A 17534-nucleotide genomic window follows, 5' to 3' on the forward strand; every position below is an offset into this window, starting at 1 on the left:
ACACGCAAGACTGCGCTGAAACCGAGGGAAATTGCGGGGTGTGGCGGGGGGCGTCCTCCATGACGCGGACGCAGCTTAGAGGCTATGCGATTGATTCTCAAGTGCTAATTGTCATTACTTTGCCCCAATGTGGCCGGGCTCGGCTTGCCAAGCGATATTCTTTTGATATTATCCGCGCCATCGAATTTGCAGCACCTAAAGACTTCATTAGCCTGAAGACACAAGCCCGAAAAACGGGCAAAAAAAGACCCGGCAAAAAGCCGGGTCAAAAACCGTGATTAGCCTGATGAGGAGATAGTCCAGAAGACCGACCTAAGGTCTCTGGTCCATCGACTGATCTCGCGACCAGCTGGTTGCAATAATAATCATTATCATTTGCAAGTCAAATGTTTTTATCTGCGCGATTGGAAAATTCTTTCCCGTCCGTCCGAACTGCCGTCCTCAGACCTCATCGCCATCGAGCGAATGGTCGACCATCGCCCGCGCCATATCGACCATGTGCACCACCGAAAACGCCAGATCGCGGCTTGCGCCTTGCAGGTTTTCTGCCGCCTTGAAGGCGGTCGCGGCTGCGCATCGCAGCAGATCCGAAGCATGCACCAACGCCTCTTCACCACTGAGATGACGTTTGACGTTGAAAAAGCGTTCGTCGACCTCGGGTTCAGACACAGTTGGTTTCAAGTAGTAGTCCAACGCCCGCTGCGCCGCGGCATTGCCTTGAGGCGAAGTGAAGGTGGTGTCCATCTGTAGATCGGGCAAGTCTTTGCTGCTGATATTCATGATGAAGGGTCACTCCTTGTTCGATTGAAAATCCGTGTCGTCAGCATAGTACGGTGCGTAGTTGTGACCAGAATTTAAATACTACAATATGTGTTTTGCGGGCCGAAGGCGTCCACGTATGGTGCGGCTTATGGATAAATGGATTGAGTTGGTCAAGGCCAAGATGAGTGAACTCAAAATCACTCAAACAGAGCTCGGAGAGCGTGTTGGCATGTCCCAGGGCGGCATCGGCCATTGGCTGAACAAACGTCGTGAACCGGGCGTCACGGAGATGAACCGTGTGCTGCAAGCACTGGGCATGGATTTTCTCGAAGTCGCGATGGTCATTCGCGAGCCGCAGCAAACCGCGGATGACGACATGCCGCTGGCACAGAAGTACAACCCGTACTTCCGTTACCCGGTGAACGACTGGCGCGCGCCTTTCGAAGTGCGCGAGACTGAGCCGCAGCCCTACAGCAAGGCGCAGGACAAACAGCGTTTCGAACTGACGGATTACCACGCCCGTGGCGCGGCCTTCTGGCTGACGGTGGCAGGCGATTCGATGACCGCTCCGCGCGGCCCGAGTATCGCCGAAGGCATGCTGATCCTGGTCGATCCGGCGGCGGAGGCGCTGCCGGGCAAACTGGTGATTGCCCAGTGGTCGGATTCTGATGATGCGATCTTTCGCAAACTCGACGAAGAGGGCGGCCAGCGCTACCTGGTACCGCTCAATCCGACGTGGCCGAAGGCCCTGTTGACCGATGAGTGTCGAATCATCGGCGTGGTGGTTCAGGCAACGGCGCGTTACTAGTCGGATCGATCCTGCGCAGACGTAGGATCGATCTCCTTTTCAAGCTTCTTCCAGTTCAACCAAAGCGCTGCCTTCGCCGACCATTTCACCTTCCTGGCAATACAGCGCTTTGATCACCCCGGCCTGCGGCGCACGGATGCTGTGCTCCATCTTCATTGCTTCGAGCACCACCAGTTGTGCGCCGGCTTCGACCGTTTGCCCGACCTCGACCAGCACGCGAACAATGCTGCCGTTCATGGGCGCGGTCAGACCGCCCTGATGGCTGTGGCTGGCTTCAATGGCGCTGATCGGGTCGTAGGCTTCAACACGGCGCAATTCGCCTTCCCATTGCAGATACAGCGAGTCGCCCTGACGAATGGCCCGTAAGGGGCGACGCACTCCCTCGTGTTCCACCACCAGCGCTTCACCCGACAGATGAGCGTTACCCGCCAAACCCAGGGTCAACGCTCGATCCTGGCCCTCGCAACTCAAGTGCAGGGTGATTTCCCGGGGCAGACCGGCGCGCAAACCGCTGTTGAGTGACCACGGAGAACAAGGATCATCGGCCCGCGCGACCGCCGGCAAACTCTGCGCAAACGCCTGCGCTGCTGCCTCCCAGAACCCATCGCTCAACTCGCCGGCAGCCGGCAGCAGTTGCTCCTGATAGCGCGGAATAAACCCGGTATCCAGCTCTGCTGCCGCAAACGCCGGATGCGCAACGATCCGCCGCAGAAAGTTGATATTGGTCTTCAACCCGCCAATCGCAAACTCATCGAGCATGCTCAGCAAACGCAGGCGGGCCTGCTCACGATCTTCGCCCCAGGCAATCAGCTTGCCGAGCATCGGGTCGTAGAACGGCGAAATTTCATCACCTTCTTCAACACCGCTGTCCACTCGGCGCCCCGGCCCTTCAGCGGACTCGCGGTATAACGCGAGACGTCCGGTCGCCGGCAGAAAATCATTCGAAGGATCTTCGGCATACAAGCGCACTTCAATCGCATGGCCATTGAGCGGCACTTGCGCCTGAGTGATCGGCAGCGCTTCACCCCGCGCCACACGGATTTGCCAGGCGACCAGATCGAGGCCGGTAATCGCTTCGGTCACCGGGTGTTCAACTTGAAGGCGCGTGTTCATCTCCATAAAGAAGAATTCGCCACGCGCATCCAGCAGAAACTCCACCGTGCCTGCGCCGACATAACCGATCGCCTGCGCCGAACGCACGGCCGCTTCACCCATCGCCCGACGCAACTCAGGCGTCAGACCCGGTGCCGGAGCCTCTTCGACGACTTTCTGATGCCGACGCTGAATGGAGCAGTCCCGTTCATTGAGGTACAGGCAATTGCCGTGCTGATCGGCGAATACTTGAATTTCGACGTGACGCGGCTTGAGCAAATACTTCTCGACCAGCATCCGCGAATCGCCAAACGACGACTGCGCTTCACGCTGTGCGGAGGCGAGTGCTTCGGCGAGCTGGCCGACCTCTTCAACAACCTTCATGCCTTTGCCACCGCCGCCGGCCGTAGCCTTAAGCAACACTGGATAACCGATGCGTTCGCAAGCAGCACGGAAGGTATCGAGATCTTGCGCTTCGCCGTGATAACCCGGCACCAATGGCACGCCGGCGGTTTCCATCAGCGCCTTGGCCGCCGATTTGCTGCCCATGGCGTCGATGGCCGAGGCGGGCGGGCCGAGGAAAATCAGCCCGGCCGCTTCGATTGCACGGGCGAACCCGGCGTTTTCGGAAAGAAAGCCATACCCCGGATGAATCGCCTGCGCGCCGCTGGCCTTGGCCGCCGCAATCAGTTTGTCGATTTGCAGGTAACTGTCAGCCGCTTTGCTGCCGCCGAGATCGACGCGGATATCCGCTTCACGGCTGTGCCGCGCCTCGCGGTCAGTGGCGCTGTGCACGGCGACAGTGGTCAGGCCCAGGGCCTTGGCGGTGCGCATCACGCGGCAAGCAATTTCGCCACGGTTGGCCACCAGCAGGGTGGTGAGAACAGGTGCGCTCATCAACGCGGCTCCTTGGTGGTGGTTTCGGCTTGCCAGCTCGGCGGACGTTTCTGCAGAAAGGCCCGCAGACCTTCCTGACCTTCCGGGCTGACGCGAATGCGGGCGATGGCGTTTTCGGTGTAGCGGCGCAGCGCCGGGGTCAGCGCGCCGTTGCCGACTTCACGCAGCAAGTCTTTGCTGGCGCGCATGGCGGCGGGGCTGTTGAGCAGCAGGTTGCTGATCCACTGTTCGACCTGTTGCTCCAGTTCTGCAGCCGGATAGCTGTCGGACAACAAGCCGATTTCCCGCGCACGCTGACCGCCGAAACGTTCAGCGGTCAACGCATAACGCCGTGCCGCGCGTTCGCCGATGGCTTGCACCACGAACGGGCTGATCACCGCTGGCGCCAGACCGATGCGCACTTCCGACAGGCAGAACTGCGCGTCGTCGGCGCCGATGGCCATGTCACAGCAACTGATCAGCCCCAGCGCGCCACCGAACGCCGCGCCTTGCACCACCGCCAGCGTCGGGATTTTCAGCTTGGCGAGGTTGTACATCAGCTCGGCCAGTTCGCGGGCGTCGTCGAGGTTGGTGTGGTAATCGAGCTCGGCCGATTGTTGCATCCACGCCAGATCGGCGCCGGCGCTGAAGTGTTTGCCACGGCCGCGCACCAGCAGAAAGCGCAGGCTGGCGTCGCTGGCAACCTTGTCGAGGGCGAGGATCAGTTCGCGGATCATCTCGGCGTTGAACGCGTTGTTTTTCTCCGCGCGGTTGAGCCACAGGGTGGCGAAACCCCGTGGGTCGCTTTGCAGTTCGAGGGTGTTGAAGTCGCTCATATTCTTCCGTCTCCACGGTTCTTGTGGGAGCAAGGCTTGCCCGCGAAAGTAGTCATTCCACCATTGATGTGACTGACACATCGCCTTCGCGGGCAAGCCTTGCTCCTACAGGATCGAATCACATCCGGAACACGCCGAAGCGGCTCGGTTCGATTGGCGCGTTCAGCGACGCGGACAGGGCCAGGGCCAGCACATCACGGGTCTGCGCCGGGTCGATGACGCCGTCGTCCCACAGCCGTGCGCTGGAATAGTAGGGGTGACCCTGCTCTTCATACTGGTCGAGGATCGGTTGCTTGATCTCGGCTTCCTGCTCGGCACTGAAGCTTTGGCCACTGCGTTCGGCCTGTTCACGCTTGACCTGCACCAGCACGCCGGCCGCCTGTTCGGCGCCCATCACGCCGATCCTCGCATTCGGCCACATCCACAGGAAACGCGGATCGTAAGCGCGGCCACACATGCCGTAGTTACCGGCGCCGAAACTGCCGCCGATGATCACGGTGAACTTCGGCACCTTGGCGCACGCCACAGCGGTCACCAGTTTTGCACCGTGCTTGGCGATGCCGCCGGCCTCGTATTTCTGGCCGACCATGAAGCCGGTGATGTTCTGCAAAAACAGCAGTGGAATGTTGCGTTGGCAGGACAGTTCGATGAAGTGCGCGCCTTTTTGCGCGGCTTCGGCGAAGAGGATGCCGTTGTTCGCCAGAATCGCGATTGGATAGCCGTGCAGATGCGCAAAACCGCAAACCAGCGTGGTGCCGAACAGCGCTTTGAACTCATCGAACACCGACCCGTCGACCAGCCGCGCAATCACTTCGCGCACATCGAAGGGTTGCTTGGCATCAGCCGAAACCACACCGTACAACTCATCGCTGGCGTACAGCGGCGCAATCGACGCGCGTTGCTGCACTTCGCCGAGTTTGCGCCAATTAAGGTTGGCGACGCTACGGCGGGCGAGGGCGAGGGCATGTTCGTCGCTCTCGGCGTAATGGTCGGCGACCCCGGAAATCTTGCAGTGCACATCGGCGCCGCCCAGATCCTCGGCACTGACAACCTCACCGGTCGCAGCTTTCACCAGCGGCGGCCCGGCGAGAAAAATGGTGGCCTGATTGCGCACCATGATCGCTTCATCCGCCATCGCCGGCACATAAGCGCCACCAGCGGTGCAGGAGCCCATGACCACGGCGATTTGCGGAATACCCATCGCGCTCATGTTGGCCTGGTTGAAGAAGATCCGCCCGAAGTGCTCGCGATCCGGGAACACTTCGTCCTGACGCGGCAGGTTGGCGCCCCCGGAGTCCACCAGATAGATGCACGGCAAGCGATTCTGCTGAGCGATGGTTTGTGCGCGCAGGTGTTTCTTCACGGTCAGCGGATAGTACGAACCACCCTTAACCGTCGCGTCGTTAGCGACGATCATGCATTCGACGCCTTCGACACGACCGATCCCGGCAATCACCCCGGCCGCTGGCACGTCTTCGCCATAGACGGCGTGGGCGGCCAATTGGCTGATTTCCAGAAACGGCGAGCCCGGATCGAGCAAGCGGTTGATGCGTTCACGCGGCAGCAATTTGCCGCGCGAGGTGTGGCGCTCCTGGGCTTTCGCGCCGCCACCCTGCGCCACTTGGGCGAGCAGGGTGTGCAGGGCGTCGACCTGTTTGAGCATCGCCGCGCTGTTGGCGGCGAACTCTGCTGAACGTGGGTTGAGCTGAGTGTGCAAGGTTGCCATGGTCAGCTCCGTTTAGCGGGTTTCGTTGAACAGTTCGCGACCGATCAGCATGCGACGGATCTCACTGGTGCCGGCGCCGATTTCGTACAGCTTGGCGTCACGCAGCAGACGGCCCGCCGGGAATTCGTTGATGTAACCGTTACCGCCGAGAATCTGGATCGCGTCGAGGGCCATTTGCGTGGCGCGCTCTGCGGTGTAGAGGATCACCCCGGCGGCGTCTTTACGGGTGGTTTCGCCACGCTCGCAAGCCTGCGCAACTGCATAGAGATAAGCGCGGCTAGCATTGAGTTGGGTGTACATGTCGGCGACTTTGCCCTGGATCAGCTGGAACTCACCGATGCTTTGGCCGAACTGTTTGCGGTCGTGGATGTACGGCACGATCAGGTCCATGCACGACTGCATGATCCCGGTCGGGCCGCCGGACAGCACCACGCGTTCGTAATCGAGGCCGCTCATCAGTACTTTGACGCCGCCGTTGAGCACGCCGAGGATGTTTTCTTCCGGCACTTCGACGTCGTCGAAAAACAGCTCGCAGGTGTTGGAGCCGCGCATGCCGAGCTTGTCGAACTTGTTGCTGCGGCTGAAGCCTTTCCAGTCACGTTCAACGATAAACGCAGTAATGCCGTGGGGGCCTTTTTCCAGATCGGTCTTGGCATAGATCACGTAAGTGTTGGCGTCAGGGCCGTTGGTGATCCAGGTTTTGCTGCCGTTGAGGACGTAACGGTCGCCGCGTTTATCGGCGCGCAGTTTCATCGAGACCACGTCGGAACCGGCGTTCGGTTCGCTCATCGCCAATGCGCCGACGTGCTCGCCGCTGATCAGCTTGGGCAGGTATTTGGTTTTTTGTTCGTGGTTACCGTTGCGGTTGATCTGGTTGACGCAGAGGTTGGAATGCGCGCCATAGGACAGCGCCACCGAAGCCGAGCCACGGCTGATTTCTTCCATCGCCACGACGTGCGCCAGGTAACCCAGGCCGGCGCCGCCGTACTCTTCCGGCACAGTGATGCCGAGCAGGCCCATGTCACCGAATTTGCGCCACATGTCGGCAGGGAACAGGTTGTCGCTGTCGATCTGCGCCGCACGCGGGGCGATCTCCTTGGCGACAAAGGACTGAACCTGATCGCGCAGCATGTCGATGGTTTCACCGAGGGCGAAGTTCAGGGATGGATAGCTCATGGGTCACCTTTTTGGCTTTTTTGTAGGGTGGGGAGGGCGGTCACTCGGCTCTCACCTTTACGTTAACGTAAGCCTGTGACGAATGGCTGTCAATCACCCTTTACGTTAACGTCAACTTGAGCGAGAGTAGGGGCAGTTCAAGATTGAAAACGGATCGCTTTTTTGTGGGAGCGGGCTTTTGTGGTGAGGGGATTTATCCCCGTTCGGCTGCGAAGCAGTCGTGAAATCTGTAAATCTGATTTGTCTGGAGATATGCAGGGGGGGCGGCTTCGCCACCCAACGGGGATAAATCCCCTCGCCACAATGGCCAACCACAAAACTCCCCACAAAAAGTGCAATCCGGTAAACCCACTAATAAAGACAATAGGGGTCGTCATGGATCAACCCAGTGCAAACCCGCAGCGCAGCTACACCCGTGGTTCACAAGACAAAGCCTTGTTGGCGATGACCATCGGGCAGAAGTTCGATCGGACCGTCGCGCAATATTCCGACGGCGAAGCGCTGGTCGTGCGCCATCAGCAACTGCGCTATTCCTGGCGACAACTGGCCGACGCGGTGGATCTGCACGCCCGAGCGCTGCTCGCCCTGGGTTTACAGGCCGGCGACCGCCTCGGCATCTGGGCACCGAACTGCGCGCAGTGGTGCATCACCCAGTTCGCCACGGCGAAAATCGGCGTGATTCTGGTCAACGTCAACCCGGCCTACCGCAGTTCCGAACTGGAATACGTGCTCAAACAATCCGGCTGCCAATGGCTGGTCTGCGCCGGGGCGTTCAAATCCTCCAACTACCACGGCATGTTGCAAGGGCTGGTGCCGGAACTGGCCGAACAATCCATTGGCCAACTGCGCAGCGAGCGCCTGCCGGACTTGCGTGGGGTGATCAGTCTCGACGCACAGCCGCCATCAGGTTTCCTGCCATGGTCACAATTGACCGACATGGCCGCCAGCGTTACCGCAGAACAACTCAGCGAACGCAGCGACAACCTGCACTTCGATCAACCCGTAAACATTCAATACACTTCCGGCACCACCGGTTTCCCCAAGGGCGCGACCCTCAGCCACTACAACATCCTCAATAACGGTTACATGGTCGGCGAAAGCATCGGCCTGACCCCGACCGATCGCTTGGTGATCCCGGTGCCGCTGTACCACTGCTTCGGCATGGTCATGGGCAACCTCGGCTGCATCACCCATGGCAGCACGATGATTTACCCCAACGACGCCTTCGATCCGTTGCTGACCCTGCAAACCGTCGCCGAGGAAAAAGCCACCGGGCTGTATGGCGTGCCGACCATGTTCATCGCCATGCTCGATCAGCCGCAACGCGCCGAGTTCGATCTGTCGAGCCTGCGCACCGGGATCATGGCCGGCGCCACCTGCCCGATTGAAGTGATGCGCCGGGTCATCAGCGAAATGCACATGAGCGAAGTGCAGATCGCCTACGGCATGACCGAAACCAGCCCGGTGTCGCTGCAAACCGGTCCGAACGATGAACTGGAATTACGCGTGACCACGGTCGGCCGCACGCAGCCGCAACTGGAAAGCAAGATCATCGACGAGGCCGGCAACCTCGTGCCGCGCGGCACTATCGGCGAACTGTGCACTCGGGGTTACAGCGTGATGCTCGGCTACTGGAGCAATCCGCAAGCCACCGCTGAAGCCATCGATGAGGCCGGATGGATGCACACCGGCGATCTGGCGAGTATGAACGAGGAGGGTTACGTCAACATCGCCGGGCGTAATAAGGACATGATCATTCGTGGCGGCGAGAATGTTTATCCGCGTGAGCTGGAGGAGTTTTTCTTCACCCATCCGGCGGTGGCGGACGTGCAGGTGATCGGTATTCCGTGTTCGCGTTACGGCGAGGAGATTGTTGCCTGGATCAAATTCCACCCCGGTCACAACGCCTCCGAGCTGGAGTTGCAAACCTGGTGCAAGGAACGCATCGCGCACTTCAAGACGCCACGGCACTTCAAGTTCGTCGAAGAGTTTCCGATGACGGTGACGGGCAAGATCCAGAAATTCAGGATGCGCGAAATCAGCATCGAGGAAATCAAAACAATCGAGCGGTAACCACAACCCTGTGGGAGCTGGCTTGCCAGCGATGGCGTCAGGTCAGGCAGCATCTATGTTGATGATCCACCGCAATCGCTGGCAAGCCAGCTCCCACAGGGTTTTGTATGGTTTCGGGAATCGCAGAAAGCACAAAGGGGAGCCGAAGCTCCCCTTTAATTTTGTCGTCGCGTGCTCTTTTTTATTATTGAGGGTCGGTCTGTTGTTGTTTTTGGCAACCGTGGCCCTTTACCGCTGTTTTTGGCGACCCCCATCCGGGGTCAAGAGCAAACGTATTTTTTTGAGCGCTGATCTGCTTTCTCGTTAACGATCCAACCGATTCGGGAGCTACCTGAAGGTAGTTTTATTGTTCTCTGCCCGGTTGCGGGTCACTCCTGAGAGCACCCTGAAAAGCACACCTTCTCCAAAAAAATCTGTTAGCTGCGTCTCTGCCGTGTTGTTTTTGTTATGTCAGAGTCGGTACGTCTTATTTTTATTGGTTTGCTGCTTTTTATTCTTGTTATGCCATAGAGATAGCAGAAGCCGTGCCAACTTTTAAAAATCCTTATAAATCAATAGCTTAATAATTCATGAGATTTTTCGTTCAGACGAAACCAGACAATTTGTTTCCGTGTTACTCGCTTGAGCCCCACATTCCAGACACAGCGGTAACACCTTCTGCCCTCACTGTGCGCTACGAGCCTTGGCCACGCGCGAACCGCTCGGGCGGCCGAGCACCGCGCTGATCTGCTGACCCGCGGCAATCAAGGCGTCCAGGTCGATTCCTGTGTCGATGCCGAGGCCGTTGAGCAGGTACACCACATCTTCAGTCGCAACGTTACCGCTCGCACCTTTGGCGTATGGGCAGCCGCCAAGGCCCGCGATAGAGCTGTCGAACCCGGAAATGCCTTCGAGCAGGCTGGCGTAGATATTGGCCATGGCCTGGCCATAGGTGTCATGGAAATGCCCGGCGAGTTTGTCCCGTGGTACCTGCGCCGAAACCACTTCAAACAAGCGTCGAGTCGCGCCAGCGGTGCCGGTGCCGATGGTGTCGCCCAACGAAACTTCGTAGCAGCCCATCGCATACAACTCACGCGCGACCATCGCCACTTGCTCTGGCGCGACCGTGCCTTCGTACGGGCAACCGAGCACACAGGACACGTAACCACGCACGGTAACGCCGTGTTGTTGCGCCGCTTCCATGATCGGCGCAAAGCGCGCCAGGCTCTCGCTGATCGAGCAGTTGATGTTGCGCTGCGAGAAGGCTTCGGACGCGGCGGCGAACACCGCCACTTCCTTGACCCCGGCGGCGATCGCATCTTCGAAGCCGCGCAGGTTCGGCGCCAGTGCGCCGTAGGTCACGCCGGGTTTGCGCTGGATCTGCGCGAACACTTCAGCGGAACCGGCCATCTGCGGCACCCACTTGGGCGAGACGAAACTGCCGACTTCTATATAGCCAAGACCAGCGGCGCTGAGGGCATCGACCAGTTGCACCTTGTCGGCGACGCTGATCGGTTGGGCTTCATTCTGCAGGCCATCGCGCGGGCCGACTTCGATCAGGCGTACTTGGGAGGGGAGGGACATGGCGGTTGACCTGCTGATTATCTTGAATTCATGGAGAACCCAGTGGGAGCGGGCTTGCCCGCGATGGCGTCGGGTCAGTCAACATCAATGCTGGATGTTCCGGCCTCATCGCGGGCAAGCCCGCTCCCAGAGGGGAGGAGTCGTGTCGAATTACTGCGCTACTTGCTGGCTTTTGAGGGTTTGCTCCAGCGCCTGCACGCAGCGCTCTTCGGCGGTATCGAGTTCAAGTTTCATCTGTTCGATATCCAGCAACTGCTGCTCAAGCTGTTCGCGGCGCTCGGCGATTTTCGCCAGCATGCTGTTGAGTTGCTTGGTGTTACCGCTGGACGGGTCGTAGAGTTCGATCAGTTCACGGCATTCGGCCAGCGAGAAGCCAATGCGCTTGCCACGCAGGATCAGCTTCAGACTGACCTTGTCGCGCGGCGAATAGATGCGTTCCTGGCCACGGCGCTCAGGACTGAGCAGGCCTTGCTCTTCATAAAAGCGGATCGCCCGGGTGGTGATGTCCAGCTCGCGGGCGAGGTCGGAAATGCTGTAGGTCTGGCTGCTCATGGGCGCGCTCGGCAAAAGGTCTTGGCGCTAAGCTAATGGCAGGTTGACGTTTACGTCAAGCAAGAAAAAGATCGCAGCCTGCGGCAGCTCCTACACCGGTCCATGTAGGAGCTGCCGCAGGCTGCGATCTTTTGATCTTTCCTCAAACCACCTGCTTATCCAGCTTCTTCTCCTGCGCCGTCACCTGCTGGCACAACTCGATCATCTGCTCGCGCATCCAGCGATTCGCCGGGTCCTGATCGGTGCTCTCATGCCAATACAGATGCGTCTCCACCGGCGGCACATCGTTCACCGGCAGGTTAAACGCCTGCAGCTCATGCCGCCGGGCAAAGCGCTCCGGCACGGTCATGACCATATCGGTCTGCTGCATCACCTGCGACGCCATCAAATAGTGCTGCGAACGCAGGGCAATCTTGCGCTGAATGCCCATTTTGCCCAGCGCCAGATCGACATACCCCAGACCACTGCGCCGGCTGGAAATGTGGATATGCGTCAGCGACAGATAATCATCCAGCGAGAGCTTTTCCTTGCCCGCCATCGGATGCCCCTTGCGCATCGCACACACGTAACGGTCTTCCATCAGCTTGACGTGGCGCACTTGCGGGTCGGTGTTGAGCGGCGCATCCACGGCAAAATCCAGACGCCCGGCCGCGAGTTCCTTGGTGGTCTCACGGCGTTTGGACAAGAAGCTTTCGATGATTACCGTCGGCGCGAGGCGACGCAGGCGCTGGAACAGCGGCGGCAGAATCACTGCCTCGGTGAGGTCGGTCATGCTGATGCGGTAAGTCTTGACCGCCTGCGTCGGGTTGAAAATGCGGCTTTCCTGAACCGACACGCGCAGCAACGACAGCGCGTTGCGCACCGGGCCGATGATGTTCTGCGCCATCGGCGTCGGCACCATGCCCTGCGCGGTACGCACGAACAGCGGATCGTTGAAGGTTTCGCGCAACCGCGCCAGGGCGTTGGACACCGCCGGCTGGGTGATGCCGACAATCTGCCCGGCGCGGGTCAGGTTGGCTTCGGTATAGATCGCGTCGAAGACGATGAAAAGGTTGAGGTCGACCTTACTCAGATTCATAACGCGGCTTCTCTTGTTTTTAAGGGCGGTGTTTAGGGGCTGACGATCAGTGGATCATATATCGGTGATGAATGTTTATACACGCCGAGAATAGGCTAGGTAAATTATCAGCGCTGTTCTAGCATCGATTGCATGACCTAAACAACCTTTGCTCAAGAACTGCCTTAACCATCGGGAGCTGCTCATGGATTTCGCTTATTCGCCCAAGGTGCAAGAACTGCGTGAGCGCGTAACCGCGTTCATGGACACTTACGTTTACCCGGCCGAAGCCGTGTTCGAGCGCCAGGTTGCCGAAGGCGATCGCTGGCAGCCGACGGCGATCATGGAAGAGCTCAAAGCCCGCGCCAAAGCCGAAGGCCTGTGGAATCTGTTTCTGCCGGAATCGGAACTCGGTGCCGGCCTGAGCAACCTTGAGTACGCGCCGTTGGCGGAAATCATGGGCCGCTCGCTGCTCGGGCCTGAGCCGTTCAACTGCTCGGCGCCAGACACCGGCAACATGGAAGTGCTGGTGCGCTACGCCAACGAAGAGCAGAAACAGCGCTGGCTCGAACCGCTGCTGCGCGGCGAGATCCGTTCGGCGTTCGCCATGACTGAACCGGATGTAGCGTCCTCAGACGCCACCAACATGGCCGCCCGCGCCGTGCGTGACGGCGACGAGTGGGTGATCAACGGTAAAAAATGGTGGACCTCCGGCGCCTGCGATCCGCGCTGCAAGATCCTCATCTTCATGGGCCTCAGCGATCCCGATGCGCCACGTCACGCCCAGCACTCGATGATCCTTGTGCCGGTCGACACCCCGGGGGTGAAAATCGTCCGACCGCTGCCGGTGTTCGGTTACGACGACGCCCCGCACGGCCACGCCGAAGTGCTGTTCGACAACGTGCGTGTGCCGTACGAAAACGTCCTGCTCGGTGAAGGACGCGGCTTTGAAATCGCACAAGGTCGTCTCGGCCCGGGTCGAATTCACCACTGCATGCGTTCAATCGGTATGGCCGAGCGCGCATTGGAATTGATGTGCAAACGTGCGGTGAGCCGTACCGCATTCGGCAAACCGCTGGCGCGTCTTGGCGGCAACGTCGACAAGATCGCCGACTCGCGGATGGAGATCGACATGGCGCGCCTGCTGACGCTGAAAGCGGCGTACATGATGGACACCGTGGGTAATAAAGTGGCGAAGAGCGAGATCGCGCAGATCAAGGTGGTTGCGCCGAACGTCGCGCTGCGCGTGATCGACCGGGCGATCCAGATGCATGGCGGGGCAGGGGTGTCGAATGATTTCCCGCTGGCTTATATGTATGCGATGCAACGGACATTGCGCCTGGCTGATGGCCCGGACGAAGTACACCGCGCGGCGATCGGCAAGTTCGAGATCGGCAAATATGTGCCGAAGGAAATGCTGCGCAGCGAACGCTGATCCAACACCGCGTTAGCGTTCATCGCTGGCAAGCCAGCTCCCACAGGGATCTCCAGTGAACACAAATTTTGTGAACACCAGAGAAATCTGTGGGAGCTGGCTTGCCAGCGATGGCGTCAGCAGGTGCAACCCATCAACATCAGGCTCAATACACCCAAACTTCAACCCGCCGATTCTTGATCCGCCCCTCATCCGCATTGTTCGCCGCCACCGGCATCAACGCGCCAAAACCGCGAACCTCACGCAGCACCACGCCGTTCTTCACCAACTCCCGCCGCACGGCCATCGCCCGCAGCTTCGACAGCAGATCCGCCCGCGCCGGGTCGTCCTTGAGATCGCCGAAACCCACCAGCGTCACCGCGCGCTCGGTCTTGTCGTGGCGCTTTATATAGTCGAACACCCGCGCCAGATCCTGACGCGCCTTGTTGTCCAGACTCGCGCTGCCCTCTTCAAAACGGAAGTTGACTGTCAGACGCTGGGCGTGACGGCTGAGGGATTGATAACCCTCGGGCATCAGCGCATTCGGCGCGACGGACATGGCGTGCACGGTCTGACTGATGAAGCCACTGCGCGCGACAATCTCCTGGCCCTGGCGGCTTTGTGCAAACGTCACCAGCGCTTTCGCCCACGGGTTGTCAGCGGCAGGCGGCAGATAGAAGAACAACCGCCGTGACAGTGGATAGTCTTCAGTGGCGATCAGACTGTTAAGCGGCAGCATCGATTGCGACGCGCCGTCGGCAATCGCCACAGCTTTGGCCTGACGCACGTAGGGCAAACCGATAAAACCGATGCCCAGCGGATCGCTGCTCACTGCGTCGGACAATTGCTCGCTGGACTCAAACCTTTTCGCCGCGCTACTGAGACTTTTCCCACGACGACTAAGCACCAACTCTTTAAACGTGTCGTACGTACCGGACTGATCATCACGCGCATATAAATGAATCGCACCGCCACGTCCACCGAGGTCTTCCCAGGTTTTTATCTCACCACTGAAGATCCGCGCCAGTTGCTCGGTGTCCAGTTGCTGCAGCGAATTGTCGGGATGGAGGATGATCGCCAGGCCATCAATGGCGATGACTTGCTCGGCGGCGGGGCTTTTCAGATCGCCCAGCGATTGCAGGCTCAGCAACTCGTTGTCCTTGATTTCACGGGAAGAGGCTGCGAGATCGGCGCTGGCATTTTTCAACGCGGTGAAACCGGTGCTGGAGCCGTGGGCGGCGACTTCGATGACCACACGTTTACCTTGCGCGGTCTGGCCGACAATGCGCTGCTCGTTGGCGGTGTCCGGGGTTTCGCGGTGGATTTTCAGCAGGCCTTGTTCCTGCAGCAAGCCTTCGACCAGCGCCGGGCCGAGCTCGGCGCCGATGGTGTTGGAACCTTGAATGCGCAAGGCCGGGCCGTCGTCCGGCACCGGCAAACCGGCGGCAGACACCGTCAGCCATGCGCTCAGCAGAAAAACGAACAGAACACGCAGGGTCATGCCGGCACCGAGTCAAGCCAAGGGGATTGCCGGGGAGATTAAGTCAGAAAAGTTACTTTAAGATGACAGCGATCTAAATGTGAAAAGGCTTTTGTGGCGAGGGGATTTATCCCCGATGGTTGGCGAAGCCGACCCAAAACCTGTGAATGCGGTTTAACAGGAAGAATTTGGGGGCGCTTCGCACCCCATCGGGGATAAATCCCCTCGCCACAGGTACTTCTACTGACCACCCAATTCAGGTCATCTGAGTAAAGAACCCCATAGCCATATGGGGCTCAGGTGTTTCGAGGATCAGGCCAGTTCAAGCCAGATCGGCGCATGGTCGGACGGCTTCTCCATCCCACGCAATTCATAGTCCACGCCCGCAGCCTTCACCCGCGGCAACAAACCGTGCGACGCCAGAATCACATCAATGCGCAGGCCACGCTTAGGCTCGTCCTCAAACCCACGGCTGCGGTAGTCGAACCAGCTGAACATGTCGGTCACGTCCGGGTTCAGGTGGCGATAACTGTCCGTCAGGCCCCAGTTTTTCAAACGTGCCATCCACTCGCGTTCTTCCGGCAGGAAGCTGCATTTGCCGGTTTTCAGCCAGCGCTTCATGTTGTCCGGGCCGATGCCGATGTCGCAGTCTTCCGGGGAAATGTTTACATCGCCCATCACCACCACGGGCTGTTCGTTGTGGAACTGGCTTTCCAGCAGCGCTTGCAGATCGCTGTAAAAACGCTGCTTGGCGGGGAATTTGGTTGGGTGGTCGCGGCTTTCACCCTGAGGGAAATAGCCGTTCATGATCGTTACCGGCACGCCGTTGGCGTCGGCGAAGGTGCCCCAGATAAAGCGGCGCTGGGCGTCTTCTTCATCGGTGGCGAAACCTTTGTGAATGGCGATCGGTTCCTGGCGCGAGAGCATGGCCACGCCGTAATGACCTTTCTGGCCGTGGAAATACACGTGGTAGCCGAGGGCGCGGACTTCTTCGAGCGGGAACTGGTCGTCGTGGACCTTGGTTTCCTGCAGGCCGATAACGTCCGGCTGGTGTTTTTCGATCAGCGCTGCCAGCTGATGCGGACGGGCGCGCAGTCCGTTGATGTTGAAGGAAACGATCTTCATGGTCGGCAGTCCTGGCAAAAGGGCGATGCTAGCTGACAGGCGGGAAATGGGCCAGTGTGGGGTGGGAGAAATCATTTTTGGCTGTGGGATTGGTGGTGTCTGTACCGGCCTCATCGCTGGCAAGCCAGCTCCCACAGTTTTTTGTGGTGATTGGGGATGTTGTGTCCGACGCGAATCCTGTGGGAGCTGGCTTGCCAGCGATGAGGTCCGCCCGGTCGATGAAGATCCAAGCTTGGTCTATACCTGTGGGGAACTGTCCCACCGCCAACAGGTTCGTACCAACAAGAGCGCCGCCATTTGCACGCGCCCCGGGGAGAATCACCGTCATGCCTGAAACCCAGACCGCCATCGCCGACATTCATATGCTCGACCGCGGTTATTCCCGCGAAGCCCGCTCGCTGCTCTATCAGGCCTACCGCCACGAACCGACCTTCGGCTACCTGTTCGAAGCCGAGCGTCCCGGCTACGAACAGCGCGTTCGCGCCACCGTGCGCGAACTGGTCAAGCAGCATTTCCTCCAGGACCTGCCGGCGATCGGCCTGCTGGTCAACGACCGCCTGATCGGCATCGCCCTGATCGCGCCACCGCAACGCCGCCTGGGCATCACCGAAAGTTGGGCGTGGCGTTTGCGCATGGTGCTCAGCACCGGTTTCCGTTGCACTCGGCGCTATCTGGAATACCACGATGCCGTTTCCGCGTGTGTGCCGACCGAGTCAGTGCACATGCTGCCGCTGTTGGGCATTCATCCGCAGTACCAAGGCAAACACTTTGGCGAACAACTGCTGACTGCCGTACACAACTGGTGCGCGGTCGATGAAACCTCGCAAGGCGTGGTGCTCGACACCGGCAATCCACGTTATCTGGAATTTTATAAAAGGCAGGGTTACGAGGAGATCGGCGAGGTTGCCGTCGGCCCGGTGCGAGAACACGTATTTTTCCACGCCAACCCGCAGGTGTTACAAACTGCAACAGCATAACAATCGAACTTCTCGGG

Annotated in this window: 15 protein-coding genes; 5 read left to right on the forward strand and 10 right to left on the reverse strand. The window is 59.4% G+C overall.

Annotated features, from left to right (window positions below; genetic code table 11):
* Window positions 1-59 precede the first annotated feature (59 nt).
* Entirely contained in the window at window positions 60-278 is a 219-nt protein-coding gene (locus tag PMI37_RS31860; RefSeq protein WP_157173088.1) for a hypothetical protein, read from the forward strand.
* A gap of 163 nt (window positions 279-441) precedes the next feature.
* Here the strand turns inward: PMI37_RS31860 and PMI37_RS14760 are convergent, their stop codons facing one another.
* On the reverse strand, window positions 442-780 hold the full coding sequence (locus PMI37_RS14760) for a DUF6124 family protein (protein ID WP_008082079.1): 339 nt from the start codon (window positions 778-780) through the stop codon (window positions 442-444).
* A gap of 130 nt (window positions 781-910) precedes the next feature.
* Between PMI37_RS14760 and PMI37_RS14765 the strand changes: the two genes are divergently transcribed.
* On the forward strand, window positions 911-1570 hold the full coding sequence (locus PMI37_RS14765) for a LexA family protein (RefSeq protein WP_045123151.1): 660 nt from the start codon (window positions 911-913) through the stop codon (window positions 1568-1570).
* Between the two features lie 39 nt (window positions 1571-1609).
* Here PMI37_RS14765 and PMI37_RS14770 read toward each other — a convergent pair whose 3' ends face one another.
* The 4 genes from PMI37_RS14770 to PMI37_RS14785 all read right to left on the reverse strand — a co-directional run bounded on the left by PMI37_RS14770 (window position 1610) and on the right by PMI37_RS14785 (window position 7276).
* Window positions 1610-3559, reverse strand: a complete 1950-nt coding sequence (locus PMI37_RS14770) for an acetyl/propionyl/methylcrotonyl-CoA carboxylase subunit alpha (protein WP_008082083.1) — start codon at window positions 3557-3559, stop codon at window positions 1610-1612.
* On the reverse strand, window positions 3559-4374 hold the full coding sequence (locus tag PMI37_RS14775) for a gamma-carboxygeranoyl-CoA hydratase (RefSeq protein ID WP_008082085.1): 816 nt from the start codon (window positions 4372-4374) through the stop codon (window positions 3559-3561). Before PMI37_RS14775 ends, PMI37_RS14770 begins: the two co-directional genes overlap by 1 nt.
* 118 nt (window positions 4375-4492) lie before the next feature.
* A complete protein-coding gene (locus tag PMI37_RS14780; protein ID WP_008082086.1) occupies window positions 4493-6100 on the reverse strand; it encodes a carboxyl transferase domain-containing protein in 1608 nt (535 codons plus the stop codon).
* A gap of 12 nt (window positions 6101-6112) precedes the next feature.
* The gene (locus PMI37_RS14785; RefSeq protein ID WP_008082097.1) at window positions 6113-7276 is read right to left on the reverse strand and encodes an isovaleryl-CoA dehydrogenase; all 1164 of its coding nucleotides are present in this window, start codon (window positions 7274-7276) and stop codon (window positions 6113-6115) included.
* A 375-nt stretch (window positions 7277-7651) separates the two neighbouring features.
* Between PMI37_RS14785 and PMI37_RS14790 the strand changes: the two genes are divergently transcribed.
* Window positions 7652-9349 carry an AMP-binding protein gene (locus PMI37_RS14790; RefSeq protein ID WP_008082098.1) on the forward strand — a complete coding sequence of 566 codons (1698 nt, stop codon included), beginning with the start codon at window positions 7652-7654 and terminating at the stop codon, window positions 9347-9349.
* Between the two features lie 663 nt (window positions 9350-10012).
* Here the strand turns inward: PMI37_RS14790 and PMI37_RS14795 are convergent.
* The 3 genes from PMI37_RS14795 to PMI37_RS14805 form a co-directional block, all read right to left on the reverse strand.
* Window positions 10013-10912: a hydroxymethylglutaryl-CoA lyase gene (locus PMI37_RS14795; protein ID WP_008082099.1), complete on the reverse strand. Its 900-nt coding sequence runs from the start codon at window positions 10910-10912 to the stop codon at window positions 10013-10015.
* 150 nt (window positions 10913-11062) lie between these two features.
* Window positions 11063-11464, reverse strand: coding sequence for a MerR family transcriptional regulator (locus PMI37_RS14800; RefSeq protein WP_008082100.1), 402 nt, complete (start codon window positions 11462-11464; stop codon window positions 11063-11065).
* 142 nt (window positions 11465-11606) lie between these two features.
* Window positions 11607-12542, reverse strand: a complete 936-nt coding sequence (locus PMI37_RS14805) for a LysR family transcriptional regulator (protein ID WP_008082101.1) — start codon at window positions 12540-12542, stop codon at window positions 11607-11609.
* 184 nt (window positions 12543-12726) lie between these two features.
* On the opposite strand from PMI37_RS14805, the gene PMI37_RS14810 reads away from it, so the two are divergent.
* The gene (locus tag PMI37_RS14810) at window positions 12727-13956 is read left to right on the forward strand and encodes an acyl-CoA dehydrogenase (protein WP_008082102.1); all 1230 of its coding nucleotides are present in this window, start codon (window positions 12727-12729) and stop codon (window positions 13954-13956) included.
* A 145-nt stretch (window positions 13957-14101) separates the two neighbouring features.
* Here PMI37_RS14810 and PMI37_RS14815 read toward each other — a convergent pair whose 3' ends face one another.
* Both PMI37_RS14815 and xthA read right to left on the reverse strand, forming a co-directional pair.
* Window positions 14102-15436, reverse strand: a complete 1335-nt coding sequence (locus tag PMI37_RS14815) for a substrate-binding domain-containing protein (protein ID WP_008082103.1) — start codon at window positions 15434-15436, stop codon at window positions 14102-14104.
* Window positions 15437-15727: 291 nt separating this feature from the next.
* Window positions 15728-16540 (reverse strand): exodeoxyribonuclease III, encoded by an 813-nt coding sequence (gene xthA / locus PMI37_RS14820; RefSeq protein WP_008082104.1) that lies wholly within the window; start codon window positions 16538-16540, stop codon window positions 15728-15730.
* 326 nt (window positions 16541-16866) lie between these two features.
* Between xthA and PMI37_RS14830 the strand changes: the two genes are divergently transcribed.
* Complete coding sequence (locus tag PMI37_RS14830; protein ID WP_008082105.1) at window positions 16867-17517, forward strand: GNAT family N-acetyltransferase; 651 nt, start codon at window positions 16867-16869, stop codon at window positions 17515-17517.
* Window positions 17518-17534 lie beyond the last annotated feature (17 nt).

Source organism: Pseudomonas sp. GM80 (assembly GCF_000282515.1).
Classification (GTDB): Bacteria; Pseudomonadota; Gammaproteobacteria; order Pseudomonadales; family Pseudomonadaceae; genus Aquipseudomonas.